The sequence below is a fragment of the Brevundimonas viscosa genome (assembly GCF_900116065.1).
GTDB classification, from domain to species: Bacteria; Pseudomonadota; Alphaproteobacteria; order Caulobacterales; family Caulobacteraceae; genus Brevundimonas; species Brevundimonas viscosa.
On sequence record NZ_FOZV01000010.1, the window covers coordinates 34,126 to 57,885 of the forward strand.

Here is a 23,760-nt window from a genome sequence, read left to right on the forward strand (position 1 = left end):
TCAGCCGCCGAACAGGCCGCTGACGAAGGCCCGCACCGCGGTCTCGTCGGCCGGGTTGCCGGTGTAGCGCAGGGCGCCGGTCGGCTCGAACGGCTCGTTGTTGCCGCGCGGGCGCGAGGTCCACGCCTTGTGGCCGTAGCTCAGGTCCGCATAGTTCGACGGCAGCCGCAGGATGGTCGGCTCTACGAAGATGGTGTCCGTCGCCGTGGTCGTGCCGGCGATGCGCACGTTCGGCAGCTTCGACAGCAGGTCCAGGGTGTCCAGGCAGCCGCCCGAGCAGCCGGCGTCGACCAGCACCACCACCGGGCCCTGCACGGGGTTCGGCGCGCCGGTGTCCGGAACGGCCGGGCGGCCGGCGAGGGTGAAGGTTTGCTGGCCCGCCGCGATGGCGGCGTCGAAGGCGGCGACGATCTCGCGGGTCTGCTCGATCACCGGCCCGGCCTCGGCCACGAACTGCGGATCGGCTTCCATCCGGCCCAGCGCCGCGGCGTACCAGTCGCGGTTGCCCTGGCTGGCGCGGTAGGTGATGTCGCCGGCGGCCGGCTGGCGGCTGACGGTGAACTCCGGCGTCCAGATGCGGTTGGCGAGGCCGTAGCCGCGCGCGGTCGAGGAGTTCAGGCCCGAGCCCGAGGCGGCGCGCAGGTCCAGCACGAAGCCCTGCGGGCCGCGGATCTGCGCCACCTGGGCCTCGACCTGGGCGTTGAAGGCCGGCCAGCCGGCCTCGTCCGAGAACGAATGCACGTGCAGCCACGGCCGCCCGTCGACCGTCTCCACCGCCAGCGGCGTGGCCGGCGGCATGTAGACGGTGGCGCGGTAAGCGGCCTCGAGGTCGCCCGGCTGCAGCGACACGGGCCGGATTTCGTACTCGCGCGGCCGGCCGCGGCCGGTGCGGAAGCTGCACATCGACGGCACGCCGTCGGCGAACGGGTTGTTGCGGTTCCACAGCAGGTACGGGGCCGAGGTCGTCCGGCCGGCCTCGGTCTCGAGGTTGCCCTCCCAGCGATCCAGCTTCTCGCGGGCGAATTCCTCGATCGGGCGCAGGTTGCACTCGACCACTTCCGAGCCGACCCGCGGCGCGTTGCGCGTGCCCGGCTTGACGTAGGTCACCACATACTTCCCGTCGCGCCAGCCGGTGGTGTAGCCGGGCCAGCTGATGCCGAAGAACGGCCCCATGCCCTCGAAGGTCGGGCTGGCGGCGATGTTCGAGTCGCGGAAGCCGCGGGCGTAGTAGCGCAGCAGGTAGGAGTGGGCGTCGCCGCTGTTGGCGCGCGAGGCCATGCCCAGCGATTCCTGCAGGCCGGCGTCCAGCCAGCTGCGGAAGGTCTGGCTGGCCTGGCCCTCGACCACGGCGGCCGGGTGGTTCGCGGCCAGTTCGTCATGCATCTTCTGCAGGTCCTGGCGGGCCAGTTCGCGGAAGTCCTGGGCCGTGACGGCGCCGGCGCTGACGGCGAGGGCGAAGGCGGCGGAAGCCGCGGCGGTGAGAAGTCGGTTCATCGGTCGGTCAGCTCCGGAAGCCTTGAACAGGGAGTGGCGGCTTTAAACCCCATCGGCGCACAGCTTGCCAACCCCGTCGCCTGTCGCAGGCGAACGCCCCCGTCGGTTTACTCAGCCCCGAACGCGGCCTAATCGGGGCGCTCGCCATCACGCGACGATCACGTTCGCTTCACAGCCGGGCCTGCATGTTCAAGAAGATACTGATCGCCAACCGCGGCGAGATCGCCGTCCGCATCATCAAGACCTGCCGCCGCATGGGCATCGCCACGGTTCAGGTTTACTCGGAAGCCGACGCCGGTTCGCTGGCCGTGGAGATGGCCGACGAGGCGGTCCTCATCGGACCCGCCCCCGCCAACCAGTCCTACCTGCTGGCCGACCGCATCGTGGAGGCCGTGCGCCAGACCGGCGCCGAGGCGGTCCATCCCGGCTTCGGCTTCCTCTCCGAGAACGCCGGCTTCGCCCGGCGGCTGCGCGACGAGGGCATCGCCTTCATCGGCCCCAACCCCGAGGCCATCGAGGCCATGGGCGACAAGATCACCTCCAAGCGCTTCGCCGCCGAGGCCGGCGTCTCCACCGTCCCGGGCCACATGGGGCTGATCGAGTCGACCGAGGAGGCCGTCCGCATCGCCCGCGAGATCGGCTATCCGGTGATGATCAAGGCCTCCGCCGGCGGCGGCGGCAAGGGCATCCGCGTCGCCCACTCCGACGACGACATGGCCGAGGGCTTCTCCGCCGTGAAGGCCGAGGCGCTCAACGCCTTCGGCGACGACCGCGTCTTCCTCGAGAAGTTCATCATCGACCCGCGCCACATCGAAATCCAGGTGCTCGGCGACAAGCACGGCAATGTGGTCCACCTGTTCGAGCGCGAATGCTCGATCCAGCGCCGCAACCAGAAGGTCATCGAGGAGGCCCCCTCCCCGCTGCTGGACCCTGAGACCCGCGCCGCCATGGGCGCCCAGGCCGTCGCCCTCGCCCGCGCCGTCAACTACGACTCCGCCGGCACCGTCGAGTTCGTCGCCGGCCAGGACAAGTCCTTCTACTTCCTCGAGATGAACACCCGTCTTCAGGTGGAGCATCCGGTCACCGAACTGATCACCGGCGTCGATCTGGTGGAACAGATGATCCGCTCCGCCTGGGGCGAGACGCTGGCCTTCGACCAGGACGAGCTGAAGATCGACGGCTGGGCCATCGAGAGCCGCATCTACGCCGAGGACCCCTACCGCGGCTTCCTGCCCTCCATCGGCCGTCTCGTCCGCTACGAGCAGCCGGAAGAAGGCCTCCACCCCGACGGCTACACCGTGCGCAACGACTCCGGCGTCCGCGAGGGCGACGAGATCTCGATGTTCTACGACCCGATGATCGCCAAGCTGTGCGCGTGGGCCCCGACCCGGGACGAGGCGGTCGAGGGCATGGCCCGGGCGCTGGAGGACACCCACCTGGCCGGCCTCGGCCACAACGTCCCCTTCCTCGCCGCGGTCATGGACCAGCCGCGCTTCCGCTCGGGCCAGCTGTCGACCAGCTACATCAAGGACGAGTTCCCCGACGGCTTCCACGGCCTGCCCCCCTGCCCGGCCCAGGCCCGGATCATGGTCGCCGCCGCCATGGCCATGCACGAGATCCTCTCGGAACAGGCCGGCGATCCCTCCGGCCGCACCGACTGGGTCGTGCTGGTCGACAAGACCCCGCATCCCGTCAGCCTCTCCTACGACGACGCCGAGGCGCTCGAGCTGGGGGTCGGCGACGACGCCGACCCCATCCGCCTCTCCGACATCGACTGGCGCCCCGGCCTCGCCCAGTTCCGCGCCGTGCTGGACGGCGAGCCTTTCACCGCCGAGGTCGCCCGCGCCCCCGACGGCTTCGTCATCCGCCACCGGGCGGCGAAGGCCCGCGTCCGCGTCCTCACCCCGGCCGTGGCCGCCCTCTACGCCCGCCTGCCCGAGAAACAGGCCGCCGACACCTCGAAGCTGGTCCTCTCCCCCATGCCCGGCCTCGTCGTCGCCATCCCGGTCGAGCCGGGCCAGGAGGTCAAGGCCGGCGAGACCGTCGCCATCATCGAGGCCATGAAGATGCAGAACATCCTCAAGGCCGAGCGCGACGGCGTGGTGAAGGCGGTGTCCGCGAAGGCCGGTGACCCGGTGGCCGCCGACGACGTGCTGGTGGAGTTCGCCTAGGCTTCCACGCACGCCGGCGATGCGATCTTTTGCGCTCGCGCAAAGCCGCCTCCGGCGATCCATGGCGACATGGCGTCGAACTGACGGGATGCCGACGTGACTCTCGAAGACCGACGCCTGCTGGCCACTGCGCTGCTGGCTCTCGCCCTCTCCGCCGCCGGCCTCGCCGCCGCGGCGGCCTGGATGGCGACCGCCCACATGGCCGCCATCGCCGCCCTGTGCGGGCCGCAGACGCCGCATTGCGGCTGGTGCGTGACGGCCGTCGCGGCCACGGCCGCCGCGCTGGGCGCCGTCGCCGCGGCCGGTCGCCTCCTCGCCGCGCCGATTCTCGCCCGAGGCCGCGTCCGGCGCTGATCCTTCAGACGCCGCACGGGCGCCGTCTGGCGCTCGCTCGCCTTCCTGCCTAGGTTCGCCGCTTCACACGGCGGAGGGGCTCGGCATGCGGCGGATCGGCCAGAAGGCGGTATTGGCGGCGGCGATGGCCATGGGGCTCGCCGGCTGCGCCACGGCCCAGGAGGCGCCCGCCGCTCCGCCGACGCCGGTCGAGGCTGTCGATCCCTTCATCGGCACGGCCGGCAAGGGCCATACCTTCCCCGGCGCCGTCGCCCCCTTCGGCATGGTCCAGCTCAGCCCGGACACCGACCACCGCTTCTTCCGCCAGAGCTACGACTGGGCCGCCGGCTACCGCTACGACGATCCGACCATCCTCGGCTTCTCCCACACCCACTTCTCGGGCACCGGCCACTCCGACCTCGGCGACGTGCTGCTGACCCCGATCTCGGGCGAGGTGAAATGGGATCCCGGCCAGGCCGACCAGCCCGGCTCGGGCTACCGCTCGCGCTACAACAAGGCCTCCGAGGTCGCCGAGCCGGGCTACTACGCCGTCAGCCTGACCGACTCCGGCGTGCGCGCCGAGCTGACCGCCGGGACCCGCGTCGGCCTGCATCGCTACAGCTTCCCGCGCAGCGCCCCGGCCCGCCTGCTGCTCGACTTCCGCAGCTCGATCTACGACTACCCCGGCAAGGTGCTGTGGTCGCGCATCCGGCTGCATCCCGACGGCACCGTGACCGGCTTCCGCGAGACGCGCGGCTGGGCCCCGGGCCGGCAGCTCTACTTCGCCATGCGCTTCTCCCGCCCCGTGGTCGGCTACGAGCTGCGCAACCGCGAGGAGGACGTCCCCTACAACGGCTTCCGCCAGCCGGGGCGGGACACGACCGACCGCGCCCAAGTGCAGGGCCGGGCGCTGGAGGCCGCCTTCGACTTCGGCCCCATCGTCGGCCCGCTGCTGGTCAAGGTGGCCGTGTCCTCGGTCGACGAGGCGGGCGCGATCGCCAACCTCGAGAGCGAAGGCGCCGGCTTCGACTTCGACCGCACCCGCGCCGCGACCCGCGCGGCCTGGCAGGACGCCCTGTCTGTGGTCGAGATCGAGGCCCCCGAGGACATGCGCACCAGCCTCTACACGGCGCTGTACCACTCTCTGATCGCGCCCTCGGTGCACAGCGACGCCGACGGCCGCTGGCGCGGCCCGGACCAGCAGGTCCACCGCTCGGACTTCACCGTCCACTCGACCTTCAGCCTTTGGGACACCTTCCGCGCCCAGCACCCGCTGCTGACCCTGGTCGCGCCGCCGGAGCGCAACGCCGACATGGTCAACTCCCTGCTGGCGGCGCAGCGGGTCAGCCCGTACGGCATCCTGCCGGTCTGGTCGTTCCATGGCCAGGAAACCTGGACCATGATCGGCTACCACGCCGTGCCGGTCATCGCCGATGCGTATCTGAAGGGCGTCCCGGGCATCGATGGCGCGGCGGCGCTGGACGCCATGGTCGCCTCGGCCACCTACCGCCCCTATGGCGGCCTCGGCGACTACATGGATCTGGGATACGTCCCGATCGACCGCGAGCCGGAAGCGGCCTCAAAGACGGTCGAATACGCCTATGACGACTGGACCATCGCCCGCATGGCCGAGCGGCTCGGCCGCGGCGAGGTGCAGGCCCTGTTCGACCGCCGCGCCGGCAACTGGCGCAACACCTTCGATCCGGAGACCCGCTTCGTGCGCGCCCGCCTCGCCGACGGGTCCTTCCGCGAGCCCTTCGATCCCACGGCCATCAACTACGGAAGCGACTACACCGAGGGCAACGCCTGGCAGTATTCGTGGTTCGTGCCCCACGACCCGGCCGGCCTGATCGCGGCCATGGGCGGCGACGCGGCGACGGTGGAGAAGCTCGACGCCATGTTCGAGTTCGACAACACCGGCCTCGACTACTCCCACGCCGAGGACATCGCCGGCCTGATCGGCCAGTACATCCACGGCAACGAGCCCAGCCACCACGCGGCCTACATGTACGCCTTCGCCGGCGCCCCGTGGCGCACGCAAGGGCGGCTGAAGCAGATCGTCGACAGCCAGTACCGCGCCGCGCCCGACGGCCTCAGCGGCAACGACGACGTCGGCCAGATGTCGGCCTGGCTGATGTTCACGGCGATGGGCTTCTATCCGGTGGCGCCCGGCTCGAGTCAGTACGTACTGGGCCGCCCCTTCGCCGATCGCATCGCGCTCAACCTCCACAACGGCCGCCGCTTCACCGTCACGGCCGAGGGCCTGTCGGACGAGAACCTCTACGTCCGGTCCGTGACCCTGAACGGCCAGCCCCTGACCCGCAGCTGGATCGGCCACGAGGAGATCATGGCCGGCGGAACCCTGCACTTCGTCATGGGCGCCGAGCCGAACACGACCTGGGGCGCGCCGGCCGGGGCGCGGCCGTATTCGATGTCGGCGCACGCGATGTTCGGCAGGTAAGGCAGGCCTCAGATGTTCCAGGGCCCTCCGGGAAGCGGTGGAATGCACGCCAGGGCGCTCGTGGGTGCGGGTCTGGCGGTCGTGATCTTGCTCACCGCGCTGGCGGCGGAATCCGGCAACGTTGCAGCTCGAGTCGTGTCGCTGCTCATCGGTGCGGTCGCCGTTCTCTACCTGGCAAGGATCACGGATCGCCGGCTACGCGCCCGCGGCATGAGCATCTGGTGGCTCTTGCTCTATTTTGGCCCACTGGTGACAGGCGCGGTGATCCTGGAGCGGCTCCCCCGCGACAACGAAAAGCTCATGGTGGTTGCCCTACTTGCGGTCTGCATCGTCTCCGCACCGTTTGCGATCTGGGGCGTGGTGAAGCTCACAGGTGCGGCTCCTGTGGCGGACGAATGATCATCCCGCCTACGTCCGCACAAACCCCCGCAGCACATTCGCCTCCGTGCTCAGCACCAGCCGGTCGAAATCCACCCGCCGCGGCTGCGCGAACATCAGCCAGTAGTATTTCATCTGCTCCGACCACCAGTAGCCGGGGCAGTTGTCGCCCTGGGTCATCGGCCGCGTGGTGATGTCGGCCAGCGCGGTGTAGCCGTACGCCGCCTTCGAGGTGGCCTTCATGTTGCGGTAGTGGGTCGCCGTCAGGGCCCGATAGCGGTCGTCGTCCGTCATCAGCCACAGGTGCAGGCAGGCGTCGGCGAACTCGGGCCGTAGGCCGGTGCGCACCCCGCGCGGCCGCCGCGTCCGCACGTCGATCGATTCCGGGATGACGGTGAAGGCGTCCTGCAGCTCGGCGTAGCTGGTCAGGAACAGGTCGGCCTCCTCGACGCGCCCCGCCTGGGCCATCAGCCCGGACAGGTAGCCGCCCAGCACGGTCTGCGACGTCCCGGCCACGGCGCCCGTCTCGTAGTCGACCATCGGGTACCATAGCCGCAGGTCGTAGCGTCGCCCCTGCTGGCGGCTGATGGCGCCGAGGCACTCCTCGGCCCAGCCCTTCATCTCGGCGTCGCCGAACAGCTCCCAGCTGTCCCACAGGTATTCGTAGAAGCTGTCGGCGTAGACATCGACCGAGGCGTTGCGGCTGGTGAACTCGCCCGTCTCCGCATGGATGTTGGCCGCCATCAGGCCGAGGTCGGAGCGCCGGTCCAGCGCATGCTTCATCGCCCGCTTCGCGGCCGCATAGTAGCGCTCGTCGCCGGTCAGCTGGCCCAGCACCCCGAACTCGGCGGCATAGGTGCCGATCTCGGCGAGGTTGGTCTCCGGGTCGCGCACCGCCCCGGTCCTCAGGTTCACATAGCGGTACGGCAGCCCGTGCGGCGAGGCCTCGAAGGCCTTCATCAGCCGGTCCGCGAGGTCTTTCGCCTTCGCCAGCAACACCGGGTCGCCGCTGGCCAGATGCGCCGACAGCAGGCCGCCGACGAGGCGGATGTTGGTCTCGAAGGTCTGGGCGAAGGCGTCGACGTCGAAGTCGAGACTCGTCTTCACCCAGTCCACCCCGGCCTGGAACTCGGCGTCCAGCTCCATCAGCCACAGGGTGTCCAGCGCCTCGACCAGCGACAGGCCGAGGTCGTGGCCCTCGATGAAGAAGCTCTGCGAGGTTCCCGAAACCGGATTGATCTCGTCCTTGCCCCACGCCCGCGCGACGTAATGGTCCCACGCCCACTTGAACTCCGCTCGCACGTCGGACGCCAGCGCGCTCCAGTCCTCGCTCCGGACATGGCCCTGAGCGGGCAGGCCGCCCAAGGCGGCGAGGGCGGAACCGCCGGCCAGGGCGAGGGCGGAGCGGCGGGAGAAGGTCTGGCGCATGAGGGCGAGACTGACCCGCGTTCCGCCGCCCGGCAAGCCGCACGGCCAAGCCTGTAAGCTCCCCGTGATCACCGGAACGCGGCCCCCGGCCCTGCTTTTCAAGGTCATCCCCAACCACGGAGGCGATGGCCATGCAGAATCCTTTCCGACAGCACCGACCGCAGGACGACTTCGGCCGGCGCGACGAGCATCAACAGGGCCGCTGGGAGGCCCGCGACCCGCGCTGGGACGAACGCGCCAGCTGGTCCGAGGGCGATGGCGGCCGCACTGCCGAGGCCTACCGCGACCAGGGCCAGTACGGCCAGGACCGCGAGATGTCCGGCTCCCGGGGCATGGGCTACGGGCAGTCGCAGCAGAGCCAGTACGGCGGCGGCCTGTCGACCGGCTGGACCGGGGATCGTCAGCCCCAGCCGGGCGGCTCCTTCGACCAGTACGGTTACGGCTCGCAGGCCTCCGGACAGCAGCAGCAATGGAGTCAGCCCCAGTACGGACGCGGCGACGCTGGCTCATGGAGCGGCCCCTCGAGCCACGGCGGCGCGTCGATGGGCGGCCAGGAGCGCTGGAGCCAGGGCGGTTACGGCCAGTCCCAGGGCTACGGTCCCTCCTCCGGCTACAGCCAGGGCGGATCGTACGGCGGCTCCAGCATGGGCGGCCAGTCCGGCATGCGCACCGGCTTCGCCGGCGGCTCTCAGACGCAGGGCGGCTACGGCCAGTCCTACGGCGGCTCGCAGGCGGGCTATCCCTCGCACGGCTACGCGCCGGGCGCCCAGATCTGGGAAGGCTCGGGCTCGGGCATGGGCGGCCAGTCGCACGAGCACCACGACTTCGAGCCGGACTACCTGCACTGGCGCCAGCAGCAGCTGTCGGCCTTCGACAACGACTACAAGAGCTGGCGTGACGAGCGGCGTCAGAAGTTCTCGTCCGACTTCTCGAGCTGGCGTCAGAACCGCCCGCGCTCCGAGGCGAGCGGCGAACACCACACCCCGGCCGAAAACCCCATCGTCGGCGACGTGTCCGACGGCGGCACCGGCAACGCGGCCGAGGCCAAGAAGCGCCAGTAGCGCTTCCCCCGCCTGACGAAAGGGCCCGGCGATCGCTCGCCGGGCCCTTTTCTGCATTCAGTTCCTCCCCCGCAGGGGGAGGGGGACCATGCGAAGCATGGTGGAGGGGGTGGAGGGATATCTCCGGATCATCCCCCTCCACCGCCGTTCCGGCGGTCCCCCTCCCCCTGCGGGGAGGATTGCTCGTCGGTCTGTCTCCCCTACCGCGCCGGCGCGTTCTTCACGTGCTGGTCCAGCCAGCGGGTCATCTCCCACAGGGTGTGGCCTACCGACTCCCGCGCCCGGTAGCCGTGCGCCTCCAGCGGCAGGACCACGTAGCGGACGTTCGCGCCATTGCCCTTCAGCGCCGCGTAGAACCGCTCCGACTGCACGGGGAAGGTGCCCGAGTTGTCGTCGGCCTCGCCGTGGATCAGCAGAATCGGCTCGTTGACACGGTTGGCGTAGGTGAAGGGCGACATCTCCGTATAGGTGTCGGTCGCCTCCCAGTAGGTGCGCTGCTCGGCCTGGAAGCCGAACGGCGTCAGGGTCCGGTTGTAGGCGCCGGAGCGCGCAATGCCGGTCCGGAACAGGTCCGTGTGCGCCAGCAGGTTGGCGGTCATGAAGGCGCCGTAGCTGTGCCCGCCGACGGCGATGCGGTCGCGGTCGGCCACGCCCATCTCGACCACCGCGTTCACCGCCGCCTCGGCCGAGGCCTTCAGCTGCTCGATGTAGGTGTCGTTGGGCTCCGCCCCGTCGCGGCCGATGATCGGCATCGAGGGGTCGTCCAGAACCGCATAGCCCTGGGTCAGCAGGAACAGGTGGCTGGAGCCGCCCGGCCGCACGAAGCGGTTGGCCGTGTCGACCACCTGCCCCGCCACGGCCGCGTCGGTGAACTCGGCCGGATAGGCCCACATCACCAGCGGCAGCGGCCCGTCGCGGTCCTTGTCGTAGCCGGCGGGCAGGTACAGCGTGCCCGACAGCGGCACCCCGTCGGCCCGGGTGTAGGTGACCAGCTGTCGCGTCACCCCCGCCAGCTGCGGGGCCGGATCGGGGAAGGTCGTCAGGGCGTCCGGCGCCTGCGCGTCCAGATTGCGGACGTAAAGGTTCGGCGGATCGTTGCGGGTCTCGCGCCGTGTCACCAGCCGCCGCGCGTCGTCGTCGAGGATGCCGACCACGCTCTCGTAGTCGCCGGTCGCCGAGGTCCACAGCCGCTCGCTCTCGCCGGTGGTCAGGTCCATGGCGGCCAGGAAGGGATACTCCCCCTCGCGCGTCGCCCCCGGCCCGGTCATCAGCACCCGGCCGTCGCCGGCGAAGCGCATCACCGGGAAGCCGGCGGCATTGGGCTCGGTCACCGGGAAGCCCGGATTGTTGTAGCGGTCCTGATAGTTGCGCTCGAGCAGCACCCGGCCCTCGCCCGGATTCGAGGGATCGACCACCAGCCGCGTCTCGTGACGGGTGTTGAACCAGCGGCTGTTCACCACCGCCGTGTCCGCGTCGCCCCAGGTCACCCCGGCGTAGCGCTCCTTCAGATCGACCAGCGGCGTCGGCGCATCCGTGAACGGCGCCGCCTGCAGGAACACCCGGTCGCGCACCTCCGCCTCCGTCCGCGGGTCGCCGCCGTCCTGCGCCTCCGCCCAGACGAGGGTCGCCGGCGCGTCCGAGCGCCACTGCACCGAGCGCGGCCCCGGCGCCACCGCGTCGAACGGCGTCGGAATATTGTCGCGCAAGGGCAGGTCGGCGACCCGGTGCAGCTCACGCCCCTGCAAATCCAGCACGCTGATCTCGGTCGGGAACAGCCCGGCCGGCACGACATAGCTGTAGGGCCGCTTCACCGCCGTGCGCAGCACATGGCGCCCGTCCGGCGAGATGCCCGCCCCCAGATGCACCGCCGGCTCGCCCAGCGTCCGCGCCCGGCCGTTCAGCGGCACGTACGTCAGCTGGCTGGTGAAATAGTGGTCGAACAGGGCCTCGTCGCCGGCGTTCGAGAGCAGGTCCTGGTAGGTCCGCGCCGGCGCCGTCCGGCCCAGGCTCTCCTCGACGATCGGGCCCGACGGCGGACGGCTGACGTCCGGCGCCGCGCCGCGGCCGTCCGGGACCATGCGCACCAGCAGGGCCGAGCTGTCGGGCGCCCAGTCGAAGGCTCCGCCGGCGGCGGCGTTGACCCGGGCGTCGGTCAGCTTGCGCGCCGCGCCGCTGGCCACGTCGGCGACCCACAACTCCAGCCCGGTCGGCGCGTCCATCAGCAGGGCCACCGACCGCCCGTCCGGCGACCACGAGGGCGACATGAACCGCGCCCCCGCCGGCAGTTGCACCGCCCGCGCCGGCCCGCCCGCCACCGGCTGGAAGCTCAGGCCCGTCAGCCAGGCGACGCGGCTGTTGGCCGGCCCGTTGTTGCGGGGATTGATCCGGTATCCGGCCAGCCGCAGCATCGGCTCGGCCAGCTCGGCGATCGGCGGCAGGTTGGCCCGGTCGTACAGCGCCAGCGTCGCCCGGTCCGGCGACAGGCTCGCCGTCGGCGTCGGCCTGGCGTCGAGGATGTCGGCGATCGGCGCGGGCGGCTGCTGGTAGGTCAGCGCCTCCTGCGCCAGGGCCGGCCCCGCGAGGGCGGCGATGAGCACGAAGGCGGGCAGGGCCCGGCCGAGCAGACGACGACGCATGTTCACTTCCCCAACCCCGCCCCGAACCGGCGGGCCGGGCACGCTAGGGTCCCGCGTCAGCCGCGGTCAAGGCCGCGCGGGGACGGCCCCCGTCATCGCGTAGCAACTGGCCCGGCTCGGCCGCGTCCCGTCCGGCGCGCCATAGGCCGCCCGCACCGAGCACACGTCCGCCTCGCTCAGCCGCCCCTGCCAGCGGTCGGCGTTGCAGTAGTTCATGATCGAGGCCTGGTCGTAGTAGGTCTCCCCCTGCACCGTGGCCTCGGGCGCCCGGGTCCGCGCCAGGCAGTCCGGCGCCCGCGGGCTGACGTGGTCGTGGCTGAAGCCCAGGGCGTGCCCCAGCTCGTGCAGCGCGTCGGCGCGGAAGCAGCCCTCGCGCCCGACGCTCCCCCGCCGCCCGCAGATCCGGTTGGTGACGAGGTATTCGGCGTTCAGCACGATCTCCCCGCCCTGCACCAGATGCACGCCCAGATGGCTGGCCGAGGCGAACAGCTCCGGGTCGTGAACGATGCGGATCGGGATGCGCCGCTCCGGCCCGCTGGTCGGCGAGCCGTCGCAGGCGGCGCGGATGTCGAAGTCCACCTTAGCCGCGGTCTCCCAGACCGCGGCCGCGTCCATCACCGCCTCGCGCGCCCAGGCGTCTTCCGCGGCGGGGCTGGCGAAGCACATCGGCACGCGCCCGTCCGGCCACTGGTCCTCGGGATCGGGCGGCGGCGCCGGCGGCGGGGGCGGCGGAGGCGGAGGCGGCGGAGGCGGCGGCGGCGCATACACCGGCGGCGGCTCCTGCAGCCAGCTGCACCCGGCCAGCGGCGCGACCGCCAGACCCGCCAGCAGCAGAAACAGGACGATCCTCAGCCGCTTCATGTCCAGCGCGTCTCCGTCAGCGTCAGCTTCAGCTCGATCCACGCCGCCTGCGGCTCCGGCCGCCCCGCTTCCGGCAGCAGGTCCTCCGCCGCGACGGACACCGACACCGGCCCCTCGCTCGCCGCCAGCAGGTTCAGCACCTCCTCCCCGAACCGGAAGGGCAGCACATAGGGCCCGCGGTGCGCATGGCGGCCGTCGGCCTCGGGGACGTGCACGAAGGTCGGAGACGAGCCCAGCGACCGTTCGCGCCCGCCGCTGGCCAGGCGGATCTCCAGCGAGCGATCCTCCAGCGCCGCCTCGCGCGCATAGCCGACCGCGCCCGCGGCCTCGATCATCAGCGTGTCGTCGGCGTCGCGCATCCGCACCGCCGCCTCGGCCGGCAGGGTCAGGCTCATGCGGCCCGAGCCCGGCTCCGCCGCCGCGCGCACGGTCCAGCTCCCCCCGCCCAGCGGCACGCGCCGGGTCGCCCCCGGCGGTCCCGCCTCCGGGACGTTGAACACCGGGAACGGATACAGCCGGTCGTAGCCGTAGCCGAGCGCGCCCGTCTCCAGCGCCCCCGCCACCGGCAGATCGCCCACCGCCTCGCCGTCCGCGTCGACGAAGCCGGTCACCGTCAGGGCTGTCCAGTCCGCCGGATACAGGTTCCTGCCGCGCAGCCCATGCCACGTCGCCCAGACCCGGTCGACGTTGCTGTGGTGCAGCCAGAACATCGGGTCGCGCGCCGAGGTGCGCGGATGCCGCATCGCGCCGCCGATCAGGGCGTGGATGTGGTTGTGGCCGTAGCCCTCGACCATCCCCTGCCCTTCCGGCAGCTTGCCGCAGAAGGTCTCGAAATCGTCCGACGCCAGCCGCGCCGTATAGGGCGACTCGGCCCACCGCGCCGCGGCGAAGTCCAGCTCGTCCACGCCCCGGGCCCGCTCGCGCTCGTACAGCGGCGAGTCACGATCCGTCACCCAGGCCGGCAGGAAGCGGTGCTCCTGCCAGTCCCAGTAGGGCATGGCGAAGCTGTCGTGCCCGGTCAGCCGCGCCACGATCCGCTCCAGATGGAGCAGCTGCAGCCGGTGCCACGGCAGGAAAAGTCCGTTGCCGTGCTGGGCGTCGACATGGTGGATGCGCACCTGCCGGTCCCACGACAGCCCGTCGCGCCGCCGCTTCATCAGCCGCACGGCCTCGCCGAAGGCGACCACGTCGTCGCTGGTCGCGGTCAGCTCGCCGACGCTCCGACGGATGCGCAGGGAGGGCTGGGCCCCCGCGGCGCCCGCCGCCAGTCCCGCCGCGATGGCCGCGCCGGCGCCGAGCAGGGTCGATCTGCGATCCAGCTTCATTCCGTCCCCCCGCGCCCCTCCGCGCGAGCGGTCAGGTTTCCTCAATCCGACGGCGAAGTCGACCCCGTCCGCTGCGCCGGCCCCTGACCGATGAACCGCGCCTCCCGCGCCGCATCCCAGCTCTCGCGCAGGCCGCGGCGCGGCATGTCGACCCCGAACACCGCCAGCTGTTCCGTCCACACCTCCGAAAGGCGCTCCACGGTCTGCGGGAGCCACCCCGGCGGTTGCTGTCGCGCCCAGTTCAGCGGCGAGACGGCGTTGAATACGATCAGGAACACCGTCGCCGTCACGATGGTCCGGCTTGTCCAGCGCCGGTCGCGGGCCGCCACGCCCTCGTCGTCCAGCGGCGGCGCCGGCGGGAAGGCGAACCGCCCCAGCGCGACGAGGGTGTTTTCGCGCGTCGGCAGATCGTGGGCGTCGGCGCTCTCGATCCAGTCGCTGGGCGGATCGGGCGGCGCCTCCTGCGGAGGCGGCAGGCTTTCGTACAGCGGCGGGAACGGCGACTCGGGCAGGTGCGTCGGGAACGGCTCCAGCGGCGCCGGAGGTTCCCCCGGTCCCTCGCCCTGCCCGCCCGTCTTGTCCCTGTCGTCGGTCATCGCGCTCTCAACGCCTCAGAACTGGAAGTAGATGAACGGCGCGACGCCTTCGGGGCGCACCGCCTCGACCAGCAGAACGGCCGCGCCGATCAGCAATCCCAGGCTCACTGACGGCGCCGCCTGCAGTCGCTCGGCCATGCCCTCCACCGCCCGCGGCGGCAGCCAGTGCATGGCCAGACCCCCGACGATCAGCGTCAGCAGCAGCGGCGTCAGCACCTCCACCGGCCCGATACGCCCCAGTCCCTCCAGCATGGCCAGCGCCAGTTCGAAGCTCTCGGCCCGGAACAGGATCCAGCCCAGGCAGACGATGTGGAAGGTGACCAGCACGCCCACCACTGTCGGGAGCACCTTGCGGTCGCCGAACGCCGCGCGGCCCAGCCGCTCGATGACCTGCACCCCGCCGTGCAGCGCGCCCCAGGCCAGGAAGGTCAGCGCCGCCCCGTGCCACAGCCCGCCCAGCACCATGGTGATGAAGACGTTGATGCAGCTGGCGAACAGCCCCTTCCGCCCCCCGCCCAGCGGCACATAGAGGTAGTCGCGCAGCCAGCTGGACAGGCTGATGTGCCAGCGCCGCCAGAACTGCTGCATCGACGCCGCCCGGTACGGCTGATCGAAATTGCGCGGGAAGGAATAGCCCAGCAGCGCCGCCAGCCCGATGGCCATGTCGGAATAGGCCGAGAAGTCGCAGTAGATCTGCACCGCGTAGCCGTAGACGGCCGCGGCGATGTCGAAGGCCGAATGCGCGCTCGGGTCGAAGAAAACCGGATCGACCAGGTTCACCGACAGCTCGGAGGCGACCACTGTCTTCTTGAACAGGCCCCAGACGATCAGCAGCAGGCCGTGGGTGGCCATCACCCGCGTCAGCCGCGGCGCCCGCTCGAACTGCGGCAGCAGGTCCGAGGCCCGCACGATCGGCCCCGCCACGAGGTGCGGGAAGAAGCTCATCAGCAGCATGACGTCGAGCAGGCTCTTCGCCGGCGGCGTCTTCCCGCGATGGACGTCGACCAGGTAGCTGATGCCCTGGAAGGTGAAGAAGCTGATCCCGACCGGCAGGATGACCTGCAGCAGCGGCAGGTCGCGCTCCCAGCCGAACCGCGCCAGCAGCTCCCCCGCCTGTTCGACGAAGAAGCCGTAGTATTTGAAGAAGCCGAGGATCAGCAGGTTGGCCGCCACGCCCAGACCGACCAGCCAGCCGTTCCGGCGTCCCGGCCGCCCGGCGATCAGCGCCGCCACCCCCCAGTTCAGCACCGCCGACAGGATCAGCAGGCCGACGAAGCGCCAGTCCCACTGGGCATAGAAGAACCAGCTGGCCAGCAGCAGGAACACCTTCCGCCGGCCATTCTCGCGGTCCAGCGACCAGGCGGTGAAGTAGACGAACAGGAAGAAGACGCCGAAGGCCAGCGTGGGGAACAGCATCTACCGCCCCGCCTTCCACGCCTCGTAGGCGGCCAGCAGGTCGTCGGCGAGGACGCCGCCGATCCAGTCCGCGCCGGCGCTGGTGAAATGCACCCGGTCGCCGCGCATCAGCGGCTCCGCCCGCAGCGCCAGGCGATCCGACGAACAGTCCCCTCCCATGCGCCCGTGCCAGTCCCAGAACGCCACACCCGTGTCGGCGGCGACCCGGCGCTGCACGTCCCGGACCACCGCCAGCGACGGCGGCGGCGCCCGCTGGCCGTCGGCGCTGCAGCCGCCCTCGACGCCGCTGCGCAGGGCGTCCGGCGCGCCCAGGATCATCAGCGAAGCGCCGGGAACCAGTCGCCTCAGGCGCGCGATCTGGCCGCGCAGCAGCGCCTCGTACGCGACCGGCTCCAGCCCGTCCTCGAACCCTTCGTTGGTCCCGAAGGCCAGTACGATCAGCGACGGGCGCCAGCTGGCCAGCTGTATCGCCACTACCGCCTCGTCCCGCGCGGCCAGGTCCCGCAGCGTCGCCCCGACGACGCCGAGGCTGGACAGGGTCACCCCGGCGCCCACCTGGCCCAGCCGCACGTCGTGCAGCATCAACGTCGCGTCCAGCGGCCGCAGCACGATCTCGCGGGGCCGGCCGTCGGCGATCATGTTGACGCAGGACCGCGTCGCGCCGTGCTCGTTGAACACGCGTTCGCTCCAGACCTCCCCGTCGGCCTCCACCCGCAGGCGACCGGCTCCCTCGCCGCAGACCGAGATCACATAAGCGAGGGCGTCGCGGCCCTCCGGCCGCAGTCTCAGCTCGGCGCCCGGCTCCAGCGAGATCGCCTGGACGCCGGCCAGGCCGACCCCGACGGTGGGAAAGCCCCCGGGCCCGACCAGCGGAGCCGGCATCGGCCGCCAGCCCACCGCCGTCATCTCCACCTGATAGGGGGCGAAACCCTCGTAGGGCGGGCCCGGCGGCAGCACGCCCCGTCCGGCGTCGCCGAACCGCGCCTGCAGCGAGGCCCGCACCTTGCCGGTGATCCGGTCGCCCGCCGTGTGGCTGTCGCCGATCTGGAGGATATGGACCGGCGCCATGCGGCGTCCGGCCTCGGTCGCGGCCAGGGCCTCAAACAGCCCCGCCAGCGCATCCGCCTGGCACAGGCCGCCGGCGCAGACCGGGAGGCCCGGCTGCGGCGGGCTCATCGGAACATAGGCGGTCTCCTGGGCCGAGGCGGCCGCGGCCAGTCCCCACAGCCCGGCGAGGAGCGACGCCGCGGTCCGGCCCATGCTCAGGCGGCGGGAGCGACCGCAGTCGCCGTGGGCTGCGGCCGGTCCAGTCCGGCGTCCCGTTTCAGCCGCACGACCACCGGAGCGCTGATCCGCAGGTAACCGGCCATCGACATGTGGATGCCGTCGTTGGCCCGCATCAGCACCCTGCGGCCGTCGTCGTTCGGCAGATAGGCCTCGTAGCCGCCGTCCTCGCCGGAGGTCAGCGACACGGTCTCGATATACGGCACGCCGAGCGCCCTCATCCGCGCCGCGACCACGCCGTTGATCAGCGCCATCCGCCCGTCGAACCGCTCGCCCTTCATGCGCGGCAGGCCGACCCAGTAGACCGCCACGTCGCGGCTCCTCAGCAGGGCGACGAGGTCGTCGATGCGCCGGGCGTAAGCGGCCTTCCAGCCGTCGCTGCCGAAGGGGTGCACCGTCCCGTCCATCTCGATGCCCTGGGCGTCGTTGGTGCCGAACAGGATCACCGCCGCGTCCACCGGCTGTTCGTCCAGCTGCCGGCGCGTCTTCTCCTGGATGTTCACGTAGTCGTACCGGGACAGACCCGTGGAGACCTCCGAGAACTTGCTCACGGTCACGTCCGGCTGGTCGCGCAGTTCGCGGTACAGCCCGGCGTACAGGCCGTCCGCCATGGAGTCCCCGAAGACGCCGATCCGCAGCGGGCCCTGCGCCAGCCGCGCGGCCAGCGGCGTGACCGCCGCGGCGGGGGGCGGCGCGACGACGTTCGGCGGCGGGGCGGGTTCGGGCGCGGCCGCGGGCGCCGAGGCGGCCGCCTTCTCGCCGAGCAGCAGGGTCGGCTCGCGCATCCACGCGCGTCCGTCCGGCGTCAGCGCCAGGCCGGCGACGACCCCGACCACGAAGGCCGCCGTCAGTGCGTTGATCCCGGCGCGCAATCCGTCCCCCGAACAGTGCTCACCCGAGCCTTTTACCGTATCGACGCCCGCTCGCCACCGCGCGCCCGCCTCGGGCGAACAAAAAGGTTAACGGCGCCGCCGCCCTGCGACCGGAACTGACGCAGCAGCGGCGTTTCATGAGGTCGGCGGCGGACGAAGCGGACGCTGTGGACGCATCGGACTATGTTTTTTTGCCGCTTCGACCCCGTCCGGTGGAGGCAGGCGGACGCGTCGGACACATCGGACTGTGTTTTTTGGTCGCCGGGACCGGGCTGGACCGACGCGGGCTTGCCCCCCACGGCGCCGCGCGTTACGGACCATCAAGGCCGTCGATATTCATCAGGCGGTGAAAAAACACGAGGAAGCGATGCGGAAGATCTTCCCCGACGCCCGGTCGGCGCTGGAGGGCCTGACCTTCGACGGCATGACCGTCATGTCCGGCGGCTTCGGCCTGTGCGGCATCCCCGAACATCTGATCGCCGCCCTGCGCGACAGCGGCGTCAAGGGTCTGACCGTCATCTCCAACAACGCCGGCGTCGACGGTTTCGGCCTCGGCCAGCTGCTCGGCACCCGCCAGATCGCCAAGATGATCTCGTCCTACGTCGGCGAGAACAAGGAGTTCGAGCGCCAGTACCTCGCCGGCGAGCTCGAGCTCGAGTTCAACCCGCAGGGCACGCTCGCCGAACGCATCCGCGCCGGCGGCGCCGGCATCCCGGCCTTCTTCACCGCCACCGGCGTCGGCACGCTCGTCGCCGAGGGCAAGGAGGTGCGCGAGTTCGACGGCCGCCAGTACATCATGGAGACCGGCCTCGTCGCCGACCTGTCGATCGTCAAGGCGTGGAAGGCCGACGAGCGCGGCAACCTCGTGTTCCGCAAGACGGCCCGCAACTTCAATCCGATGATGGCCACCGCCGGCAAGGTCTGCGTGGCCGAGGTCGAGGAGATCGTCCCCACCGGCTCGCTCGATCCCGACCACATCCACACCCCGGGCATCTACGTCGACCGCATCGTCAAGACCGTGCCCGAAAAGCGCATTGAACAGCGCACCGTCCGCACCCGGGAGACCGCGTAATGGCCAGAACCCGCGAACAGCTCGCCGAACGCGCCGCGAAGGAGCTGCAGGACGGCTTCTATGTGAACCTCGGCATCGGCATCCCGACCCTGGTGGCCAACTACATTCCGGAAGGCATGGAGGTCACCCTGCAGTCGGAGAACGGCATGCTCGGCATGGGGCCCTTCCCCTATGAGGACCAGGTCGATCCCGACCTGATCAACGCCGGCAAGCAGACCATCACAGAGATCCCCGAGACCAGCTACTTCAGCTCCTCGGACAGCTTCGCCATGATCCGCGGCGGCCACATCAACCTGTCTATCCTCGGGGCCATGGAAGTGGCCGAGAACGGCGACATCGCCAACTGGATGATCCCGGGCAAGCTGGTGAAGGGCATGGGCGGGGCGATGGACCTCGTCGCCGGCGTCAAGCGCGTGGTCGTGGTCATGGACCACGCCAACAAGCACGGCCAGTCCAAGGTGCTGAAATCGTGCACCCTTCCCCTGACCGGAACCGGGGTGGTCAGCCGCATCATCACCGACCTGTGCGTCTTCGACGTCAAGCCGGATGGCGCCGGCCTTGAGCTGGTCGAACTGGCCGACGGCGTGACCCTCGACGAGGTCGCCGCGAAGACCGAGGCCAGCTACACGGTCAAGCCCGGCGTCGGCTGACCTCAGACGGCCGCGAACAGCGGGGCGAGCGCCGCCAGCGCCCGCTCCGCGTCGGCCCGGTCCGGGGTCTCGTCCTCGACGCCGTAGCCGACCATCTGGCTGGAGCCGTTGGCCTGGATGACGATCCCGTCGGCCCGTGGGACCATGCTGATCGACCGGTACCAGAGGGCGTAGGTCACCTCCGGCTGCGGCGTCAGCCAGGCGATCTGCCCCCGCACCGGCACGACGCTCTCGTCCCCGAACAGCGCCCGCGCCCCGTAGCCCGTGCAGTTGACCACCACCGGCTGGGGCAGCTCCACCAGCTCCGATGGATGGTGGAACGTCCGCTCCACGATCCGCCCGCCCTCCATCAGGAAGGCCTCGGTCAGCTGCCGGGCGTACTCCGCCACGTTGAACGTCATCTGCGGGAACACCCGTGCGGACTCCACCGGAAACGGATGCTCCTCCGGCCGCAACGCGCGCGACGAGGGCGTCAGCCCCTGGAGACGGGGCTCGTAGCGGACGAAGTCGACCCGCCCGGGCGTCGGCTCCGGCCCCACCGACGCATTCCCGCCCCGCGGCCCGCGCAGGCTGTACTGGTCGATGAATTTCACCGGCTCGCCGTCCAGCCCGACGAAGGCGTGGTGTTCGGCCCACGACCGCCGCGCCATGGCCTCCCACCGGGCTGAAAAATCCGCCGAAACCGCGCTCTCCGCCGCAATCCGCGAGTCCGGCGACCACACGCCGGTCGCCCGCGCCGAGCGCGTGTGCGGCGTCCGCTCGGCGGCGTAGATGGTCGTCCGCGCCCCGGACCGCAGGATCTGCAGCGCGGCGGTGAGCCCCAGCGCGCCGCAGCCGATGACGGCGACCTCAGGCTGCCCGCCCTCCAGCGCCAGGTCGCGCGCCGCTGCGGCCGACCCCCACGACAGAGACCAGCCCGAGCCGCCGTGGCCGTAGTTGTGCACCACCCTCTTGTCGCCGATCGCCTCCGCCTCGATACGCGGCCCCGCCGCGCGGAACGGCCGCGTGCACACGGTGATGCGGCTCAGCCGCCCCGGATCGGTCAGCAGCGGCGCGAGCGGGGGCCGCTGAAAGTCGGGGCGCGAAGGCCGGACCAGCACGGCTGGCGAGGCGGCGCAACCCGCAAGTCCCGCCGCGCCCAGCCCGCCCAGTACCATCCGACGATGCAGTTGTGCGTTCACGGCGGATCACCCTCCCCTTCCGACCCGGCCATCCTCTGCGATCCCGCGTGGCAAGGCGAGCCCCGACCGCAACCGTTGCCGTCGCGGCCAAGTCGTAGTCATACTCGGCGCTCCGGCCGCAGAGCCGGGGGTGGGAGTTCACCTCATGGCCGACGGGGCCTATCGCTGGCAGGGTCATGCGCCTGAACCGGACGCCACGCGCGTCGAGGCCATCGACGCCGCCTTCGACGAGGCGCAGGTCGGGGCCTTCGCCGAGCCCGCCCGTGCCGCCGCCGTCGATCGCCTTGAGCGGGCGTTGGCCGCCGTGCGGACCGGCGACCTGACCGAGGCCGCGGCCCAGCTGACCCACGCCCGCCAGACCCTCGACGCCCTGCGTCCCGAGGCGCTGGAGCCCCGCCGCGGCCTCGCCGGCCTGTTCGACAGCCGCGGCCGACGCCTCAAGGGGTTCCGGGAGGGCTTCCGCCGCGGCGCCGCCACCATCTCTGAGGTCGCCGCCGACCTGGTTGGCCGGATTGAAACCGCGGCGCGCCGCTCCGGCGTGCTGGACGGCGCCTGGTCAGAACTCCGTGACGCTGTCGCCGAACTCGACGCCCACCTCCTCGTCGCCGCCCGCCGCCTGTCCGGTCAGCCTGCTGTCGAGGACGCCCCGCACCCGTTGGCGACCCGGCGCGCCGCTCTCGACGCCTGCCGTTCCGCGGCCCTCGCCGCCCTGCCCCTTCTCCGCACGGCCCAGAACGCCGACGCCCGCGTGACCGAACGGCTCAAGGCCTGCGCCGAGGGCGTCGCCGCCTGGCGCGAGGACTGGAGGGACGCCCTCGGGCTCGCCGGCCGCCGGCCGAGGAAGGTGCGCCCGGACCGCGAACGCCTGCTGCGCCTGCGGGACGACCTGTTGACGCGGATCGATCTGGCGCTGGCCGAACTGGGCGCCGCGCGTGAGAGGCGAAACGGAGTCGAGCGCCAGCTGGCGGCGCTGCGGAACAGCCTCTAGCGCGCGTTCTGGTCCGTCCAGGCCACGATCTGGCTGTTCAGATCCCGGGTCGCGGCGTCGAACGCCGCGACGATGGCGCTGACGCGGTTGGCCGTCGCCGGCTGCTCCACGGCGAAGATGCGCTCCGCCGCCACCGTCCGCTCCTGGGCGTTCAGCAGCCGCACCCGGGCGACGATCGTCACCGTCGGGATCGCCCCCGGCGCAGGATAGCGCGCCTCGAAGGTGCGCACGTCGACGTCCAGGGTCTGCCCGGCACGCGTCAGTTCGCGCGGTCCGATCAGCCGCACCCGCCGCGACTCGGCGGCGAAGGCGTCCTCCAGCGCGTCGCTGAACAGCACGTCGGCCGAGGCGACCCAGCGCGCGCCGGCGATGTAGGCCGCATCGGTGCCGGTCACGCCGAGGATGCGGTCGTCGCGGGCCGCCTGCACGAACTCCGGCCGGCGCATGGCCACCGGCACCTGGCCCGCGGGCGCGCCCGACGCCCCGATCTCCGCGTCCGGCGCAGCCCCGAAGCGATAGAGGCTGACCGGCTCGGGGCTCGACAGCAGGGCGCAGCCGCCGACAGCGGCGACGGCAGCCGCGGCGACGGCGGTTCTGGTCAGGATGCGGATCAAGGCTCGACCTCCATTTCGACCGACGGCGGACGCTGGATGAATTCGCGCGGGCTCTCGCGCACGTCGTCGATCAGCGACTGCAGCGAACGTGTCGCCTCCTCCAGTTGCTGGATCGTCTGCTGCAGCTGCGGCAGGCCGGTGCTGGCGAACTCGCCGATGGGCTGCTCGAGATTGGTCGCCGAGCGATTGATCGAAGCGATCGCCGAACGGGCGTCGGAGGCGGCGGCGTTGATCTCGGCGATCGCCTCCTGGCCGTCGGTCTCGACGATCCGTCGGGTGCTGATCGCCAGTTGCTCGTACTCGGCCACGGCCGAATTGGCGCGGGTCAGGGTCTGCTCCAGCTGCTGCAGCATGCCCTTGCGGGCCTCCAGCTCGGTGGTCAGGCTTTCGATATTCTTCAGGCTGGTCGAGAACGAACGCACATTGTCGTCCGAGAGCACGCGATTGATGCGGTTCAACGCGTCGACGGTCTGCGCCAGCACCGTGCCAGAACCCGACAGCAGCTCCGAGATCGGCGACGGCTGGCTCTGGATCACCGGCACGACGTTGTCCGGGTACTGGGTCTTGAGAATGGCGCTGTTCGGGTTGCCGGCGGTGATCTGGATGTAGTTCAGCCCGGTGATTCCCTGCGGCTCCAGCTGCGCCCGCGACGTGACGCGCACCGGCGTCGTCGCATCAACCCGGATGCGCGCGATCACCTGGTCGCCCTTGTTCGGGTCAAGGTTGAGGTCGGTGACCTCGCCGACGCGAATACCGTTGAAGTGCACCTCGCCGCCCTCCGACAGCCCCCGGACCGGCCCGTAGAAGACGATGTCATACTGGTCGAACTCCTCGTTGAACGACAGCCGGGCCAGCCACATGGCGAACACCAGCAGCGCCGCCATCAGGGCGATGGTGGCGATGCCGACGGCGGCGTAATGGGCGTCTCTTTCCATCTCG

The 23,760-nt window shown here is 71.3% G+C and carries 20 protein-coding genes; 8 read left to right on the forward strand and 12 right to left on the reverse strand.

Annotated elements, in window-relative coordinates:
• Entirely contained in the window at window positions 1-1,494 is a 1,494-nt protein-coding gene (locus BM333_RS14390) for a hypothetical protein (RefSeq protein WP_092313249.1), read from the reverse strand.
• A gap of 185 nt (window positions 1,495-1,679) precedes the next feature.
• On the opposite strand from BM333_RS14390, the gene BM333_RS14395 reads away from it, so the two are divergent.
• The 4 genes from BM333_RS14395 (at window position 1,680) to BM333_RS14410 (ending at window position 6,858) form a co-directional block, all read left to right on the forward strand.
• Window positions 1,680-3,665, forward strand: coding sequence for an acetyl-CoA carboxylase biotin carboxylase subunit (locus BM333_RS14395; RefSeq protein ID WP_092313252.1), 1,986 nt, complete (start codon window positions 1,680-1,682; stop codon window positions 3,663-3,665).
• Between the two features lie 96 nt (window positions 3,666-3,761).
• The gene (locus BM333_RS14400) at window positions 3,762-4,019 is read left to right on the forward strand and encodes a hypothetical protein (RefSeq protein ID WP_092313255.1); all 258 of its coding nucleotides are present in this window, start codon (window positions 3,762-3,764) and stop codon (window positions 4,017-4,019) included.
• Window positions 4,020-4,104: 85 nt separating this feature from the next.
• A complete protein-coding gene (locus tag BM333_RS14405; protein WP_245777298.1) occupies window positions 4,105-6,459 on the forward strand; it encodes a GH92 family glycosyl hydrolase in 2,355 nt (784 codons plus the stop codon).
• A 42-nt stretch (window positions 6,460-6,501) separates the two neighbouring features.
• A complete protein-coding gene (locus BM333_RS14410) occupies window positions 6,502-6,858 on the forward strand; it encodes a DUF805 domain-containing protein (protein ID WP_092313258.1) in 357 nt (118 codons plus the stop codon).
• Window positions 6,859-6,867: 9 nt separating this feature from the next.
• Here the strand turns inward: BM333_RS14410 and BM333_RS14415 are convergent, their stop codons facing one another.
• Window positions 6,868-8,265: a glycoside hydrolase family 47 protein gene (locus BM333_RS14415; protein WP_092313261.1), complete on the reverse strand. Its 1,398-nt coding sequence runs from the start codon at window positions 8,263-8,265 to the stop codon at window positions 6,868-6,870.
• A 131-nt stretch (window positions 8,266-8,396) separates the two neighbouring features.
• Between BM333_RS14415 and BM333_RS14420 the strand changes: the two genes are divergently transcribed.
• Entirely contained in the window at window positions 8,397-9,326 is a 930-nt protein-coding gene (locus tag BM333_RS14420; RefSeq protein ID WP_143105847.1) for a hypothetical protein, read from the forward strand.
• Between the two features lie 200 nt (window positions 9,327-9,526).
• Here the strand turns inward: BM333_RS14420 and BM333_RS14425 are convergent, their stop codons facing one another.
• From BM333_RS14425 to BM333_RS14455, 7 genes are all read right to left on the reverse strand, one after another.
• Window positions 9,527-11,962 (reverse strand): alpha/beta hydrolase family protein, encoded by a 2,436-nt coding sequence (locus tag BM333_RS14425; protein WP_092313267.1) that lies wholly within the window; start codon window positions 11,960-11,962, stop codon window positions 9,527-9,529.
• Between the two features lie 66 nt (window positions 11,963-12,028).
• Window positions 12,029-12,823 (reverse strand): zinc metalloprotease, encoded by a 795-nt coding sequence (locus BM333_RS16040; protein ID WP_092313270.1) that lies wholly within the window; start codon window positions 12,821-12,823, stop codon window positions 12,029-12,031.
• Window positions 12,820-14,148 carry a tyrosinase family protein gene (locus tag BM333_RS14435; protein WP_092313273.1) on the reverse strand — a complete coding sequence of 443 codons (1,329 nt, stop codon included), beginning with the start codon at window positions 14,146-14,148 and terminating at the stop codon, window positions 12,820-12,822. The genes BM333_RS16040 and BM333_RS14435 overlap by 4 nt, the downstream gene beginning before the upstream one ends.
• Window positions 14,149-14,189: 41 nt before the next feature.
• Window positions 14,190-14,744 (reverse strand): hypothetical protein, encoded by a 555-nt coding sequence (locus BM333_RS14440; protein WP_092313276.1) that lies wholly within the window; start codon window positions 14,742-14,744, stop codon window positions 14,190-14,192.
• A gap of 15 nt (window positions 14,745-14,759) precedes the next feature.
• Window positions 14,760-16,160 (reverse strand): MBOAT family O-acyltransferase, encoded by a 1,401-nt coding sequence (locus BM333_RS14445; RefSeq protein ID WP_092313279.1) that lies wholly within the window; start codon window positions 16,158-16,160, stop codon window positions 14,760-14,762.
• A complete protein-coding gene (locus BM333_RS14450; RefSeq protein WP_092313282.1) occupies window positions 16,161-17,420 on the reverse strand; it encodes a GDSL-type esterase/lipase family protein in 1,260 nt (419 codons plus the stop codon). It abuts the gene before it with no gap.
• Between the two features lie 2 nt (window positions 17,421-17,422).
• Window positions 17,423-18,316, reverse strand: coding sequence for an SGNH/GDSL hydrolase family protein (locus BM333_RS14455; protein WP_092313285.1), 894 nt, complete (start codon window positions 18,314-18,316; stop codon window positions 17,423-17,425).
• Between the two features lie 367 nt (window positions 18,317-18,683).
• On the opposite strand from BM333_RS14455, the gene BM333_RS14460 reads away from it, so the two are divergent.
• Window positions 18,684-19,388 (forward strand): CoA transferase subunit A, encoded by a 705-nt coding sequence (locus tag BM333_RS14460; RefSeq protein ID WP_092313288.1) that lies wholly within the window; start codon window positions 18,684-18,686, stop codon window positions 19,386-19,388.
• Entirely contained in the window at window positions 19,388-20,038 is a 651-nt protein-coding gene (locus BM333_RS14465) for a 3-oxoacid CoA-transferase subunit B (RefSeq protein ID WP_092313291.1), read from the forward strand. The genes BM333_RS14460 and BM333_RS14465 overlap by 1 nt, the downstream gene beginning before the upstream one ends.
• 2 nt (window positions 20,039-20,040) lie before the next feature.
• Here the strand turns inward: BM333_RS14465 and BM333_RS14470 are convergent, their stop codons facing one another.
• Entirely contained in the window at window positions 20,041-21,219 is a 1,179-nt protein-coding gene (locus BM333_RS14470; protein ID WP_245777299.1) for an FAD-dependent oxidoreductase, read from the reverse strand.
• A gap of 145 nt (window positions 21,220-21,364) precedes the next feature.
• On the opposite strand from BM333_RS14470, the gene BM333_RS14475 reads away from it, so the two are divergent.
• On the forward strand, window positions 21,365-22,207 hold the full coding sequence (locus BM333_RS14475; RefSeq protein WP_092313297.1) for a hypothetical protein: 843 nt from the start codon (window positions 21,365-21,367) through the stop codon (window positions 22,205-22,207).
• On the opposite strand, the gene BM333_RS14480 is transcribed toward BM333_RS14475, so the two are convergent.
• Complete coding sequence (locus BM333_RS14480; protein WP_092313301.1) at window positions 22,204-22,821, reverse strand: ABC-type transport auxiliary lipoprotein family protein; 618 nt, start codon at window positions 22,819-22,821, stop codon at window positions 22,204-22,206. The two genes, BM333_RS14475 and BM333_RS14480, sit on opposite strands and share 4 nt — an antisense overlap.
• On the reverse strand, window positions 22,818-23,756 hold the full coding sequence (locus BM333_RS14485; protein WP_092313304.1) for an MlaD family protein: 939 nt from the start codon (window positions 23,754-23,756) through the stop codon (window positions 22,818-22,820). Before BM333_RS14485 ends, BM333_RS14480 begins: the two co-directional genes overlap by 4 nt.
• Between the last annotated feature and the right edge of the window lie 4 nt (window positions 23,757-23,760).